General features: G+C 62.4%; 17 protein-coding genes. 15 read left to right on the forward strand and 2 right to left on the reverse strand.

Annotated elements, in window-relative coordinates:
- The first annotated feature begins 191 nt into the window (after positions 1-191).
- From NPS29_RS07220 to NPS29_RS07240, 5 genes are all read left to right on the forward strand, one after another.
- On the forward strand, positions 192-761 hold the full coding sequence (locus NPS29_RS07220) for a YqgE/AlgH family protein (protein ID WP_274131644.1): 570 nt from the start codon (positions 192-194) through the stop codon (positions 759-761).
- Entirely contained in the window at positions 761-1201 is a 441-nt protein-coding gene (gene ruvX, locus NPS29_RS07225; protein ID WP_274131646.1) for a Holliday junction resolvase RuvX, read from the forward strand. The genes NPS29_RS07220 and ruvX overlap by 1 nt, the downstream gene beginning before the upstream one ends.
- A gap of 78 nt (positions 1202-1279) precedes the next feature.
- Entirely contained in the window at positions 1280-1801 is a 522-nt protein-coding gene (pyrR, locus tag NPS29_RS07230; RefSeq protein WP_274131647.1) for a bifunctional pyr operon transcriptional regulator/uracil phosphoribosyltransferase PyrR, read from the forward strand.
- A gap of 12 nt (positions 1802-1813) precedes the next feature.
- On the forward strand, positions 1814-2818 hold the full coding sequence (locus NPS29_RS07235; RefSeq protein WP_274131649.1) for an aspartate carbamoyltransferase catalytic subunit: 1005 nt from the start codon (positions 1814-1816) through the stop codon (positions 2816-2818).
- The gene (locus NPS29_RS07240) at positions 2815-4086 is read left to right on the forward strand and encodes a dihydroorotase (RefSeq protein WP_274131650.1); all 1272 of its coding nucleotides are present in this window, start codon (positions 2815-2817) and stop codon (positions 4084-4086) included. Before NPS29_RS07235 ends, NPS29_RS07240 begins: the two co-directional genes overlap by 4 nt.
- Positions 4087-4212: 126 nt before the next feature.
- Here the strand turns inward: NPS29_RS07240 and NPS29_RS07245 are convergent, their stop codons facing one another.
- A complete protein-coding gene (locus tag NPS29_RS07245) occupies positions 4213-4632 on the reverse strand; it encodes an NINE protein (protein WP_274131651.1) in 420 nt (139 codons plus the stop codon).
- 250 nt (positions 4633-4882) lie between these two features.
- Between NPS29_RS07245 and NPS29_RS07250 the strand changes: the two genes are divergently transcribed.
- Positions 4883-5614, forward strand: a complete 732-nt coding sequence (locus NPS29_RS07250; protein ID WP_274131652.1) for a C40 family peptidase — start codon at positions 4883-4885, stop codon at positions 5612-5614.
- A gap of 142 nt (positions 5615-5756) precedes the next feature.
- Here the strand turns inward: NPS29_RS07250 and NPS29_RS07255 are convergent, their stop codons facing one another.
- Positions 5757-6791, reverse strand: a complete 1035-nt coding sequence (locus NPS29_RS07255; protein WP_274131653.1) for a type IV pilus twitching motility protein PilT — start codon at positions 6789-6791, stop codon at positions 5757-5759.
- A gap of 54 nt (positions 6792-6845) precedes the next feature.
- On the opposite strand from NPS29_RS07255, the gene NPS29_RS07260 reads away from it, so the two are divergent.
- The 9 genes from NPS29_RS07260 (at position 6846) to NPS29_RS07300 (ending at position 13568) form a co-directional block, all read left to right on the forward strand.
- Entirely contained in the window at positions 6846-7532 is a 687-nt protein-coding gene (locus NPS29_RS07260; RefSeq protein WP_274131655.1) for a YggS family pyridoxal phosphate-dependent enzyme, read from the forward strand.
- Between the two features lie 24 nt (positions 7533-7556).
- Complete coding sequence (gene proC / locus NPS29_RS07265) at positions 7557-8375, forward strand: pyrroline-5-carboxylate reductase (RefSeq protein ID WP_274131657.1); 819 nt, start codon at positions 7557-7559, stop codon at positions 8373-8375.
- A gap of 10 nt (positions 8376-8385) precedes the next feature.
- Positions 8386-8976 carry a YggT family protein gene (locus NPS29_RS07270; RefSeq protein ID WP_274131659.1) on the forward strand — a complete coding sequence of 197 codons (591 nt, stop codon included), beginning with the start codon at positions 8386-8388 and terminating at the stop codon, positions 8974-8976.
- Between the two features lie 194 nt (positions 8977-9170).
- A complete protein-coding gene (gene metX, locus NPS29_RS07275; RefSeq protein WP_274131661.1) occupies positions 9171-10310 on the forward strand; it encodes a homoserine O-succinyltransferase MetX in 1140 nt (379 codons plus the stop codon).
- Positions 10311-10317: 7 nt separating this feature from the next.
- Positions 10318-10938, forward strand: coding sequence for a methionine biosynthesis protein MetW (gene metW / locus NPS29_RS07280; protein ID WP_274131662.1), 621 nt, complete (start codon positions 10318-10320; stop codon positions 10936-10938).
- A 23-nt stretch (positions 10939-10961) separates the two neighbouring features.
- Complete coding sequence (locus NPS29_RS07285) at positions 10962-11408, forward strand: DUF4426 domain-containing protein (protein WP_274131663.1); 447 nt, start codon at positions 10962-10964, stop codon at positions 11406-11408.
- A complete protein-coding gene (gene rdgB / locus NPS29_RS07290) occupies positions 11405-12013 on the forward strand; it encodes an RdgB/HAM1 family non-canonical purine NTP pyrophosphatase (protein ID WP_274131664.1) in 609 nt (202 codons plus the stop codon). The genes NPS29_RS07285 and rdgB overlap by 4 nt, the downstream gene beginning before the upstream one ends.
- Complete coding sequence (hemW, locus tag NPS29_RS07295) at positions 12010-13224, forward strand: radical SAM family heme chaperone HemW (protein WP_274131665.1); 1215 nt, start codon at positions 12010-12012, stop codon at positions 13222-13224. The genes rdgB and hemW overlap by 4 nt, the downstream gene beginning before the upstream one ends.
- Before the next feature lie 20 nt (positions 13225-13244).
- Positions 13245-13568, forward strand: a complete 324-nt coding sequence (locus tag NPS29_RS07300) for a DUF3392 domain-containing protein (RefSeq protein WP_062385487.1) — start codon at positions 13245-13247, stop codon at positions 13566-13568.
- Positions 13569-13643: the final 75 nt, after the last annotated feature.

Raw genomic sequence — 13643 nt, forward strand, 5'->3', positions numbered from 1 at the left:
GTAGGAGCGCGCTTGCCCGCGACAGCGTCGTGTCAGCCACATCGAATTGCCAGAAAGATCGCGGTCGCGGGCAAGCGCGCTCCTACAGGTTGTGTGTTGCTACATGAAACCTGACCCGCGTCGCGATTTATCCACCGTCGGGTCGGTTCTGCCAGTTGTCACGACAGCCCTACGGCGCCACACTAGGGCTCATGAAAAACGTACCCGCGACCTACCTCAAGCATCAGTTTCTGATCGCCATGCCCCACATGCACGATGAGAACTTCGCCCAGACCTTGACCTACATCGTCGAGCACAATGCCAATGGCGCCATGGGCCTGGTCATCAACCGACCGCAAAGCCTCTCCCTGGCGGACATCCTTGAGCAGCTTCGCCCGGAATTGCCGCCGCCATCGCGCTGCCAGCACATTCCCATCCATGTCGGCGGCCCCGTCCAGACGGATCGCGGCTTCGTCCTGCACCCCACAGGCCAGGTGTTTCAGGCCACTGTGGACCTGGGCGGCATCTCGCTGTCGACCTCCCAGGACATCCTGTTTTCCATCGCCGACGGCTACGGCCCTGATCAAAATCTGATCACCCTGGGCTATGCCGGCTGGGATGCGGGCCAACTGGAGGCCGAGTTTGCCGCCAATGCCTGGCTGAACTGCGCCTTTGACCCGGCCATCCTGTTCGAACTGGACAGCGAGCAGCGCCTGGATGCCGCCGCCGCCAAGCTGGGGATCAACCTGAGCCTGCTCACAAGCCAGGCGGGTCACGCCTGATGGCCGCACTGCGTCTGCTGCTGGGTTTTGACTACGGCACCAAACAGATCGGCGTGGCGGTCGGCCAGGTGATTACCGGCCAGGCCCGCGAGCTGTGCACCCTCAAGGCCCAGAACGGCGTGCCCGACTGGGACAAGGTCCAGGCCCTCATCAACGAGTGGAAGCCCGACGCCATCGTGGTCGGCCTGCCCCTGAACATGGACGGCACGCCCAGCGAAATGAGCGCACGGGCCGAGAAGTTCTCGCGCAAGCTCAATGGCCGCTTCAACCTGCCGGTCTACACCCACGACGAGCGCCTGACCACCTTCGAAGCCAAGGGCGAGCGCATGGCCCGTGGCGGTCAGCGCGGCACTTACCGTGACAACCCGGTGGACGCCATCGCCGCAGCTCTGTTGCTGCAAGGCTGGCTGGAAGCCAACGGCGCACTTTTTGACACCTGAGCGCCTTACACTGCATCGAATCTGAGTTTTAGCCCTGCCGTCTGCAACCTGCGCGGCGGGGCTCTTGAAGGAGCGACCATGACCCTGCCCAACCCCGCCGAACTGATCAGCCAGATGGCGATCGATCTGAACGCGCACCTGAACAAACGCGGCATCAGCGAACCCCGCTTCATCGGCATTCGCACAGGTGGCGTGTGGGTCGCACAGGCTTTGCTTGAAGCGCTGGGCAGCCAGTCGCCGCTGGGCACGCTGGACGTATCGTTCTACCGCGATGACTTCAGCCAGAACGGCCTGCATCCGCAAGTGCGCCCTTCCGAACTGCCATTCGAGATCGAAGGCCAGCACCTGGTGCTGATCGATGACGTACTAATGAGTGGCCGCACCATTCGCGCCGCGCTCAACGAGCTGTTCGACTATGGCCGCCCGGCCAGCGTAACCCTGGTGTCGCTGCTGGACCTGGACGCCGCCGAACTGCCGATTCGTCCAAATGTGACCGGGGCCACGCTGGACCTGTCTCCCAACGAGCGCGTCAAGCTGTCCGGCCCGACGCCGCTGACGCTTGAACTGCAAGACCTCTCCACCGATTCCGCCGCCCTTTAAGAGTCCTTTGCGATGACGCCTCTCGACGCCAAGCGCCCGCTGCAACTGAACCATCAGGGTCAGCTGCAACATTTCCTCTCGCTCGACGGTTTGCCCCGCGAACTGCTCACCGAAATCCTCGACACCGCCGACTCCTTCCTTGAAGTCGGCGCCCGGGCGGTGAAGAAAGTCCCGCTGCTGCGCGGCAAGACCGTGTGCAACGTGTTCTTCGAGAACTCGACGCGCACCCGCACCACCTTCGAACTGGCGGCGCAACGGCTGTCGGCGGATGTCATCACCCTGAACGTGTCGACCTCTTCGACCAGCAAGGGCGAAACCCTGTTCGACACCCTGCGCAACCTGGAAGCCATGGCCGCCGACATGTTCGTGGTGCGTCACGGCGACTCCGGCGCGGCGCACTTCATTGCCGAGCATGTCTGCCCGCAGGTGGCGATCATCAACGGCGGTGACGGCCGCCACGCGCACCCGACCCAGGGCATGCTCGACATGCTGACCATTCGCCGCCACAAGGGCGACTTCAAGAACCTGTCGGTGGCCATCGTCGGCGACATCCTGCACTCGCGGGTTGCACGCTCGAACATGATCGCGCTCAAGGCGCTGGGTTGCCCGGACATCCGCGTGGTCGCGCCGAAAACCCTGCTGCCGATTGGCGTCGAGCAATACGGAGTGAAGGTTTACACGGATCTGGCCGAGGGTCTGAAAGACGTGGACGTGGTCATCATGCTGCGCCTGCAGCGCGAGCGCATGTCGGGCGGCCTGCTGCCCAGCGAAGGCGAGTTCTACCGCCTGTTCGGCCTGACCACCGCACGTCTTGCCGGCGCCAAGCCTGACGCCATCGTCATGCACCCAGGCCCGATCAACCGGGGCGTGGAAATCGAATCAGCGGTGGCCGACGGCGCCCACTCGGTGATTCTCAATCAAGTGACCTACGGCATCGCAGTGCGCATGGCCGTGTTGTCCATGGCCATGAGCGGCCAAACCGCACAACGTCAGTTCGAGCAGGAGAACGCCCAGTGAAGTTCAGCATCCTCGGCGCTCGCGTCATCGATCCGGTCAGCGGTCTGGATCAGGTCCTCGACATTCATCTGGAAGCCGGCAAGATCCTCGCCCTGGGCGCGGCGCCTGCCGATTTCACCCCATCGCAAACCATCGACGGCAAGGGCCTGATCGCCGCTCCCGGGCTGGTCGACCTGAACGTGTCCCTGCGCGAGCCGGGCTACAGCCGCAAAGGCAGCATTGCCAGCGAAACCCGCGCCGCAGCGGCCGGTGGCGTGACCAGCCTGTGCTGCCCGCCGCGCACCAAGCCGGTTCTGGATACCTCGGCGGTTGCCGAACTGATCCTTGACCGCGCTCGCGAAGCCGGCCACAGCAAGGTGTTCCCGATCGGCGCCCTGAGCAAGGGCCTGGAAGGCGAGCAACTGGCCGAACTGATCGCCCTGCGCGATGCTGGCTGCGTGGCCTTCACCAATGGCCTGCAGAACTTCGGCAGCAACCGCACCCTGTGCCGTGCGCTGGAGTACGCCGCCACCTTCGACCTGACGGTGATCTTCAACTCCCAGGACGCTGACCTGGCCGCCGGCGGCCTGGCCCATGACGGCCCGACGGCAGCCTTCCTCGGCCTGCCGGGCATCCCGGAAACCGCGGAAACCGTGGCCCTGGCCCGGGACCTGCTGCTGGTTGAGCAAAGCGGCGTGCGCGCCCACTTCACGCAATTGACCAGCGCCCGTGGCGTGGCCCTGATCGCCCAGGCCCAGGCACGCGGCCTGAAGGTGACAGCGGATGTGGCGCTGTATCAGTTGATCCTGACCGACGAGGCGCTGATCGACTTCTCCAGCCTCTATCACGTGCAACCGCCGCTGCGCACCCGCGCCGACCGCGATGCGCTGCGCGAAGCGGTCAAATCCGGCGTGGTGCAAGCGATCTCCAGCCATCACCAACCCCACGAGCGTGACGCCAAGCTGGCGCCGTTCGGCGCGACCGAGCCTGGCATCAGCAGCGTGGAGCTGTTGCTGCCGCTGGCGATGACGCTGGTGGAAGATGGCCTGCTGGACCTGCCGACATTGCTGGCGCGCTTGAGCTCCGGCCCAGCCTCGGCCCTGCGCCTGCCTACCGGGCAACTGGCAGCCGGTGCTGCGGCGGACCTGGTGCTGTTCGACCCGGCGGCGTCCACCGTGGCCGGCGAGAAGTGGATGTCCAAGGGCGAAAACTGCCCGTTCCTGGGCCACTGCCTGCCAGGCGCGGTGAAGTACACCTTTGTGGATGGGCGAATCAGCTATATCGGTTAATTCCCTAAGTACACATCCAACCCCGTAGCAGCACGGCTTGCCGGCGGGGGCGGTAGATCAGTCAGTGATGCATCGCCTGACACACCGCTCCCGCCGGCAAGCCGTGCTGCTACGAGTGCGCGGTTGTCAGCGGCTTTGTGCGTTCTTCATGGACACCTGCTCATTAAGCGTCCAGAAGTCATACAGCACCCCCAGAAACGCCAATCCGCCGGTCAGCAGGTACAGGATCCCGGTGATCCACTTGCCCTGATACATCCGGTGAACGCCAAACACGCCCAGAAACGTCAGCAGAATCCAGGCGACGCTGTAATCGGTTGAGCCTGCGTTGAAGCGCAGATCCGCCTCACGATCCATCGACGGGATCAGGAACAGGTCGATCAGCCAGCCGATGCCGAGCAATCCCAGGGTGAAAAACCAGATCGTGCCGGTCACCGGCTTGCCGTAATAGAAGCGGTGGGAACCGGTGAAACCGACTATCCACAGCAGATACCCCATGATCTTGCTGTGGGTGTCCGGGCGTTGAACGTCATGCTGATAGGTGTTCATTGGGTACCTCATTTGCCGCGATAGAAAAAAATATGCGTAACTTTTGTGACTTTCGTGCCGCCTTCCGACGTATGGCTTGAACCTCTCGCCTTTCACGCAAACCCTTGTTCTGCAAGGCGATGGCTACAGGCATGTGACAGTTTATGGGTCAAAACTGACCGCAAGGGCAGTAAATTGTTCGACAAATGGCCTCGGAAAGCGTGCAAAAGCTGTTATAAAGTTGCGCGCTGACCAACATGAGCCCTGCCTAATGCGTCCATTTTTAAAGACATGGCTGACTATTTGTCTCTTTATGCCACTGGCCGCCCACGCCACCAATCGTGAGCAAACGCTACCCCCAAGCTTCTCCGGTTTCACTGCGAAAAGTCATCCTTCGCAAACCACCGAAACCACGGTAGCCAGCAACACCACCACCCAGGAAGCACTCGAGGAAACGGCTACGCCGCTCAAGACTTCCAGTAAAAAGAGCCGGGCAACCAAGGCCAAGAACGCCAAGGGTTCCCGCAAGATTTCGCAGAACACTGTCGCCCTTGCTGCACCTTCGCAGATGGGGACCAAACAGAGCAGCAACGTCGTCAATCGCGCTGTAAAAGCCATTGGCACACCTTATCGTTGGGGCGGCACCAGCCCAACCAAAGGGTTCGATTGCAGCGGTCTGGTGAAGTACGCCTTCAACGACGTCAGTGAAGTGGATCTGCCGCGCACCTCCAACGCCATGGCCGAAGGCCACGGGCAGAAAGTGGACCGCAAGGATCTGAAACCGGGTGACCTGCTGTTCTTCAACATCAAGAGCCGCAAGGTCAATCACGTCGCCATCTACCTGGGTGACGACCGCTTTGTCCACGCACCGCGTCGTGGCAAGTCGGTGACCATCGATACGCTGAAGAAGCCGTATTGGGACAGCCACTACGTGGTTGCCAAGCGCGTACTGCCCAAGCAGGCGCCGAACCACAAAGGCACCGTGCGCATCGCACAGCGCTGATAGCTACTCGCGCAAGACCTGTTACAACCTGTGGGAGCGAGCTTGCTCGCGAAGACGGAGTGACTGCCGATGAAAATACGGCGGATGTTCCGGCCTCTTCGCGAGCAAGCTCGCTCCCACAGTTGTATGTGGCGCTGGCTAATCAGAAATTATCCGGCGTCTTCGCCTTCTCGCGAGCGCTCTCGCGGGTAATCAGCCCTTTCGCAATCAAGTCCTTCAGGCACATGTCCAGTGTCTGCATGCCCAACGCCCCGCCGGTCTGGATCGACGAGTACATCTGCGCCACCTTGTCCTCGCGGATCAGGTTACGGATCGCCGAGGTGCCGATCATGATCTCGTGGGCCGCCACCCGACCGCCGCCGACCTTCTTGAGCAGCGCCTGGGAGACGATGGCGTGCAGCGACTCGGACAGCATCGAACGGATCATCGATTTTTCCTGAGCCGGGAACACGTCCACGATCCGGTCAATACTCTTGGCCGCCGACGTGGTGTGCAGCGTGCCGAACACCAGGTGGCCGGTTTCCGCTGCGGTCAGCGCCAGGCGAATGGTTTCCAGGTCACGCAGCTCCCCCACCAGGATCACGTCAGGGTCTTCACGCAGCGCAGAACGCAGGGCTTCGGCGAAGCCATGGGTGTCGCGGTGCACTTCACGCTGGTTGATCAGGCTCTTCTTGGACTCGTGAACGAATTCGATCGGGTCTTCGATGGTCAGGATGTGGTGATGCTTGTTGGCGTTCAGGTAATCGACCATCGCCGCCAGGGTCGTCGATTTACCGGAACCGGTCGGCCCGGTCACCAGCACCAGCCCGCGGGGCACGTCGGTAATCTTCCGAAACACTTCCCCCATGCCCAACTCTTCCATGCTCAGGACCTTCGAAGGAATGGTCCGGAACACGGCACCCGCGCCACGGTTCTGGTTGAATGCGTTGACCCGGAAACGCGCAACGCCCGGCACTTCGAAGGAGAAGTCCGTTTCCAGATCCTCTTCGAAATCCTTGCGCTGCTTGTCGTTCATGATGTCGTAAATCAGCGCCTGGACTTCTTTCTGATCCAGCGCTGGCAGATTGATCCGCCTCACATCGCCATCGACACGAATCATCGGTGGCAGGCCGGCAGAGAGGTGTAAGTCCGACGCGCCTTGCTTGGCACTGAAGGCAAGCAGCTCGGTAATATCCATACAGCTCCTCATCACATAGAATGCCGCAGACTTTAGCCCTGCTGGCGCAAATCAATGTCCACGATAGCAGAGAACATTTCAACGCTCGCAGAGCGAATTCGTAACGCGGCGCAAGCGGCAGAGCGCGATCCGGCATCCGTCGGCCTGCTGGCCGTGAGCAAGACCAAACCTGCCAGTGACCTGCGCGAAGCCCATGCCGCCGGATTGCGGGATTTTGGCGAGAACTACCTGCAGGAGGCCCTCGGCAAACAGGCCGAGTTGAGCGACCTGCCCTTGATCTGGCACTTCATCGGCCCCATCCAGTCGAACAAGACTCGCGCAATCGCCGAGAACTTTGCCTGGGTGCACTCCGTGGATCGTCTGAAAATCGCTCAACGCCTCTCCGAACAACGCCCCGCCGAGCTGCCACCGCTGAACATCTGCATTCAGGTCAACGTCAGCGGCGAGGCCAGCAAGTCCGGCTGCACCCCTGAAGACCTTCCGGCCCTGGCCCAGGCGATCAGCGCCCTGCCTAATCTGCGATTGCGCGGATTGATGGCAATTCCCGAGCCGACCGAAAATGGCGACGAACAGAACGCGGCCTTCGCGGCCGTGCGCACTTTGCAAGATCGATTGAACCTGCCGCTCGACACGCTTTCCATGGGCATGAGCCACGACCTGGAGGCCGCCATCGCACAAGGCGCGACCTGGGTCCGGATCGGCACTGCCCTCTTCGGCGCCCGCGATTATGGGCAGCCTTAACCTTTGCCTCACAGGAAATCCTTCATGAGCAAGACCCGTATCGCGTTTATCGGTGCCGGAAACATGGCTGCCAGCCTGATTGGCGGCATGCGTGCCCAGGGTGTCGACGCTGAACTGATCCGCGCCAGCGACCCGGGTGCCGAAACCCGCGAGCGCATGGCCCGCGAGCACGGCATCAAGGTGGTGGCCGACAATGCCGAAGCTATCGAAGGCGCGGACGTTGTGCTGCTGGCCGTCAAGCCGCAAATGATGAAGGCCGTCTGCGAAGCGCTCAAACCTGCGCTCAAGCCCAACCAGTTGATTGTCTCGATTGCTGCGGGCATCACCTGCGCCAGCATGAAAACCTGGCTGGGCGAGCAGCCGCTGGTGCGCTGCATGCCCAACACCCCGGCGCTGCTGCGCCAGGGCGTGAGCGGGCTGTACGCCACCGACGACGTGACCCCGGCTCAGCGTCAGCAGGCCGAAACCCTGCTGTCGGCTGTGGGCATCGCCCTTTGGGTGGACACTGAAGCGCAGATTGACGCCGTGACTGCCGTATCGGGCAGCGGCCCTGCGTACTTCTTCCTGCTGATCGAAGCCATGACCGCCGCCGGCGTCAAGCTGGGTCTGTCTCCCGAGGTCGCCAAGCAACTGAGCCAGGAAACGGCTCTGGGTGCTGCGCGCATGGCCACCACCAGCGATGTCGATGCGGCCGAGCTGCGTCGTCGCGTGACCTCGCCTGCGGGCACCACGGAAGCGGCGATCAAATCGTTCCAGGCGGACGGTTTCGAAGCGATCGTTGAAAAGGCGCTTGGCGCAGCCGCTCATCGTTCGGCTGAACTGGCCGAACTGCTGGGCAAATAAGGAGCAATTCATGAATGCACTCACCGGCGCCACGATTTTCGTCATTCAGACCCTGGTCAGCCTGTATCTGACCATCGTCCTGCTGCGCTTCGTGCTGCAACTGGTCAAGGCCAACTTCTACAACCCGCTGAGCCAGTTCACGGTCAAGGCGACTCAGCCGCTGCTCAAGCCGATCCGGCGCATCGTGCCGAGCGTTCTGGGCCTGGATACCTCATCCCTGCTGCTGGCGATCGTCATTCAGGCGCTGCTGATGGCCTTCGTGCTGATGATGACCTACGGCACCATTGGCGACGTGCCGCACCTGCTGATCTGGTCGCTGCTGGGGATCGTATCCCTGCTGCTGAAAATCTTCTGGGTGGCGATGATCATTATGGTGATCGTGTCCTGGATCGCGCCGGGCACGCACAACCCGGCGGCGGAACTGGCCTGGCAGATCAGCGAACCGGTGCTGGCGCCGTTTCGCCGGATCATTCCCAACCTGGGCGGCCTGGATATTTCGCCGATCTTCGCCTTCCTGGCGATCCAGGTGGTGCAGTCGTACGTGATGCCCGAGTTGGCCTCGTCCGTCGGCATGCCCCCGGAGTTGTGGCGGTTGATCTAAATCCCGCCCCCCCCCTGTAGGAGTGAGCTTGCTCGCGATGACGGTGTGCCAGATACGTAGATGGCGTCTGACACACCGCAATCGCGAGCAAGCTCACTCCTACAGGTACTCATCTGCCCCCCGGCCCGTTGTTTGCTTGCCGCTACCCCGCCCGATCTTTAGACTTACGCCTCATTTCAATGAGAGCAGGGTCGATGTCCACGGTGTTTCCCGAAGATTCTGTCGGTCTAGTCACGCCGCAAACGGCGCATTTCAGCGAGCCTCTGGCGCTGGCCTGCGGTCGCTCGCTGGCGGCCTACGACCTCATCTATGAAACCTACGGTCAACTCAACGCTGCCAAGAGCAACGCGGTGTTGATCTGTCACGCCTTGTCCGGCCATCACCACGCTGCCGGCTACCACAGCAGCGAAGACCGCAAGCCGGGCTGGTGGGACAGCTGCATCGGCCCCGGCAAGCCGATCGACACCAACAAGTTCTTCGTCGTGAGCCTGAACAACCTCGGCGGCTGCAACGGCTCTACCGGGCCGAGCAGCATCAATCCGGAAACCGGCAAGCCATTCGGTGCCAACTTCCCGGTGCTGACCGTCGAAGACTGGGTGCACAGCCAGGCCCGCCTGGCCGACCGCCTGGGCATCATGCAATGGGCGGCGATCGTCGGCGGCAGCCTGGGCGGCATGCAGGCGCTGCAATGGACCATGACCTACCCGGACCGCGTGCGTCATTGCCTGGCAATCGCCTCGGCGCCCAAGCTCTCGGCGCAGAACATCGCCTTCAACGAAGTCGCCCGCCAGGCCATCCTCACCGACCCCGAGTTCCACGGCGGCTCGTTCCAGGAACAGGGCGTGATCCCCAAGCGCGGGCTGATGCTGGCGCGCATGGTCGGGCACATCACCTATCTGTCCGATGACTCCATGGGCGAAAAATTCGGCCGTGGCCTGAAGAATGAAAACCTCAACTACGACTTCCACAGCGTCGAGTTCCAGGTCGAAAGCTACCTGCGCTACCAGGGTGAAGAGTTCTCCGGGCGTTTCGACGCCAACACCTACCTGCTGATGACCAAGGCACTGGACTACTTCGATCCCGCTGCCAGCTTCAACGACGATCTGGCGGCCACCTTCGCCAAGGTCTCGGCCAAGTTCTGCGTGATGTCGTTCACCACCGACTGGCGCTTCTCCCCGGCCCGCTCCCGTGAGCTGGTGGACGCGCTGATGGCCGCCAAGAAAGACGTCTGCTACCTGGAAATCGACGCTCCACAGGGCCACGACGCCTTCCTGATGCCGATCCCGCGCTACCTGCAGGCTTTCTCCAGCTACATGAACCGAATTGCACTCTGAGGACACCATGAGAGCCGACCTGGAAATCATCCAAGACTGGATACCGGCAGGCAGCCGCGTGCTCGACCTCGGCTGCGGCGACGGCGAATTGCTGGCCTGGCTGCAGGAAAACAAGCAAGTGACCGGCTACGGCCTGGAAAACGACGCCGACAATATTGCCCGCTGCGTGGCACGGGGCGTCAACGTCATCGAGCAGGACCTGGACAAAGGCCTGGGCAACTTCGCCAGCAACAGCTTCGACATCGTGGTCATGACCCAGGCGCTGCAAGCCGTGCACTACCCTGACCGGATCCTCGATGAAATGCTGCGCGTGGGCCGCCAGTGCATCATCACCTTCCCCAACTTCGGCCACTGGCGCTGCCGCTGGTACCTGGCGAGCAAGGGCCGGATGCCGGTATCCGAGTTCCTGCCGTACACCTGGTACAACACGCCAAACATCCACTTCTGCACCTTCGCCGACTTCGAAGAGCTGTGCCGGGGCCGTTCGGCCAAGGTCATTGATCGGCTGGCGGTCGATCAACAGCATCGTCATGGCTGGGCAAGCAAGCTATGGCCTAATCTGTTGGGTGAGATCGGCATCTATCGCGTCAGCAGCCCAAGCCTGCAGGACCACCAGATCGCCGTGTAACCCCGATATCAGGAGGAACGATCATGCGCCGTCTGACTTTACTGCTTGGCGTGCTGCTCACGCTGGCCACCCAGGTGATGGCCGCCGACAGCGCAAGCCCGAATCGGCAACAGCAGTTTGGCGACCTGATCGTTCACTACAACGCCTTCGCCTCGGGCGTGCTGCAACCGCAGATCGCCCAGCAGAACGGCCTGACCCGCAGCAAGGGCATGGGCGTCATCAACATCACGGCGGTCAAGGACGGCAAGACCGTCACCGCCAGTGTCGATGGCTCGGTCGCTGACCTGACCGGCCGCAAAAAGCCGCTGGCTTTCAGGCCGATCAACGAAAACAGCTCGGTCAACTACATCGCGCAGTTCGCGGTGGAGCCTGACACCTCGGCGACCTATGTCTTCACGATCAACGTCAAAGCCGGTGATGGCGAAATCCACACGCTGAGCTTCAACCAACAGATTTTCACGGATCAATGATGAATTTTCCCCAACTCGTGCTGGCCAGCCACAACGCCGGCAAACTCAAGGAACTGCAAGCCATGCTCGGCGGCAGTGTCCAGTTGCGCTCCATCGGCGAATTCAGCACGGTCGAGCCTGAAGAAACCGGCCTGTCGTTCGTCGAAAACGCGATCCTCAAGGCGCGCAACGCCGCGCGCATCTCCGGCCTGCCGGCCCTGGCCGACGACTCGGGGCTGGCGGTGGACTTTCTCGGCGGCGCACCGGGCATCTATTCGGCGCGCTATGCCGACGGCAAAGGCGATGCGGCCAACAATGCCAAGCTGCTGGATGCCTTGAAGGATGTGCCCGAAGAACAACGTGGCGCGCAGTTCGTCTGCGTCCTGGCGCTGGTGCGGCATGCCGACGACCCGCTGCCGATCCTCTGCGAAGGCCTGTGGCACGGGCGCATCCTGACGGCCGCCAGCGGCGAGCACGGCTTCGGCTACGACCCGTTGTTCTGGGTGCCGGAGCGCAACCTGTCCAGCGCCGAACTGACCCCTGCCGACAAGAACCAGATCAGCCACCGCGCCCGCGCCATGGCCATCCTGCGTCAGCGTCTGCAGTTGGATGCAGCATCGACATGACCCAGGATTCCACCACCCGGCCGCTGATCCTTGGCGCGGCCGGTTTCAGCTCCGAGCAGCCGAGAAGCCCGTTGCCCGAGCTGCCCCCGCTGTCGCTGTACATCCATATTCCGTGGTGCGTGCGCAAATGCCCGTACTGCGACTTCAACTCCCACACCGCCAGCGCAGTCCTGCCGGAACAGGAGTACGTCGACGCGCTGCTGGCAGATCTGGATCAGGACCTGCAGCACGTCTACGGCCGCGAACTGAGCACGATCTTCTTCGGTGGCGGTACGCCAAGCCTGTTCAGCGCCGATGCACTCGGACGGCTGCTCAAGGGCGTGGAGCAGCGCATTCGCTTCGCAGCGGACATCGAGATCACTCTGGAAGCCAACCCCGGCACCTTCGAGCAGGTCAAGTTCAGCGCCTACCGGGGCCTGGGTATCAACCGGCTGTCCATCGGCATCCAGAGTTTCCAGGAAGCCAAGCTCAAGGCCCTCGGCCGCATCCACAATGGCGACGAAGCCGTGCGTGCAGCAGACATGGCGCGCCAGGCGGGCTTCGATAACTTCAATCTGGATCTGATGCACGGCCTGCCGGATCAGTCCCAGGACGACGCCCTGGGCGACCTGCGCCAGGCTATCGCGCTGGCACCGACGCACCTGTCCTGGTATCAACTGACGCTGGAGCCGAACACGGTGTTCTGGAATCAGCCACCAACCCTGCCCGAAGACGACATCCTCTGGGACATCCAGGAGGCCGGTCAGACGCTGCTGCGGGAAAACAGCTACGCCCAGTACGAAGTCTCGGCCTACGCCCAGCCAGGCCGCACTGCACGGCATAACCTCAATTACTGGAGCTTCGGCGACTTCATCGGCATCGGCGCGGGCGCCCACGGCAAGCTCAGCCATCCGGACGGGCGCATCGTGCGCACCTGGAAGACCCGCCTACCAAAGGATTACCTCAACCCGGCCAAGCCCTTCCAGGCCGGCGAGAAGCTGTTGCCGCTGGACGAAATGCCCTTTGAATTCCTGATGAACGCCTTGCGCCTGACAAAAGGCGTGGACGCTGCATTATTTGCCCGCCGCACCGGTCTAAGCCTCGATTCGCTGGCCAGCGCCCGTCGGCAGGCTGAACAACGGGGCCTGCTGGAAGCCGATGAAACGCGACTGGTCGCCACTGCCCGCGGTCAACTGTTCCTCAATGACCTGCTGCAGGACTTTCTTCTTTAAGGCTTAACTAAGGACCCTGAATGGATCTCGTACTCGACCTGCTGGCCACCGTCTCACGCTGGAGCCGCAGCAACCTGTCGGAAATCGCCCTGGCGTTGGTGGGCTGTCTGCTGATCCTGTTCGGCGCAGACATCAAGGGCTGGATCGAAGGCCGCCTGAGCAGCTTTGCCGGCGCCTTGCGCGTACCGGTCATGGCTCTGCTGTGCACCATCGGCAGCGGCGCGGCACTGATCTACGCCACACCCTGGGTGGTGCGCGGCCTGAGCCAGTTCAACAACTACAGCCTGGCGCCGGTGTTGCTGGTGGTGCTGGTGCTGATCGGCGTCGTCGCCGACCGCAAGTGACCTACGACCCGTAGCAGCACGGCTTGCCGGCGGGAGCGGTGTGTCAGCCACGCAAGGTTTGTCTGACACACCGAG

The sequence above is a fragment of the Pseudomonas putida genome, from assembly GCF_028682175.1.
Lineage (GTDB): Bacteria > Pseudomonadota > Gammaproteobacteria > Pseudomonadales > Pseudomonadaceae > Aquipseudomonas > Aquipseudomonas putida_AD.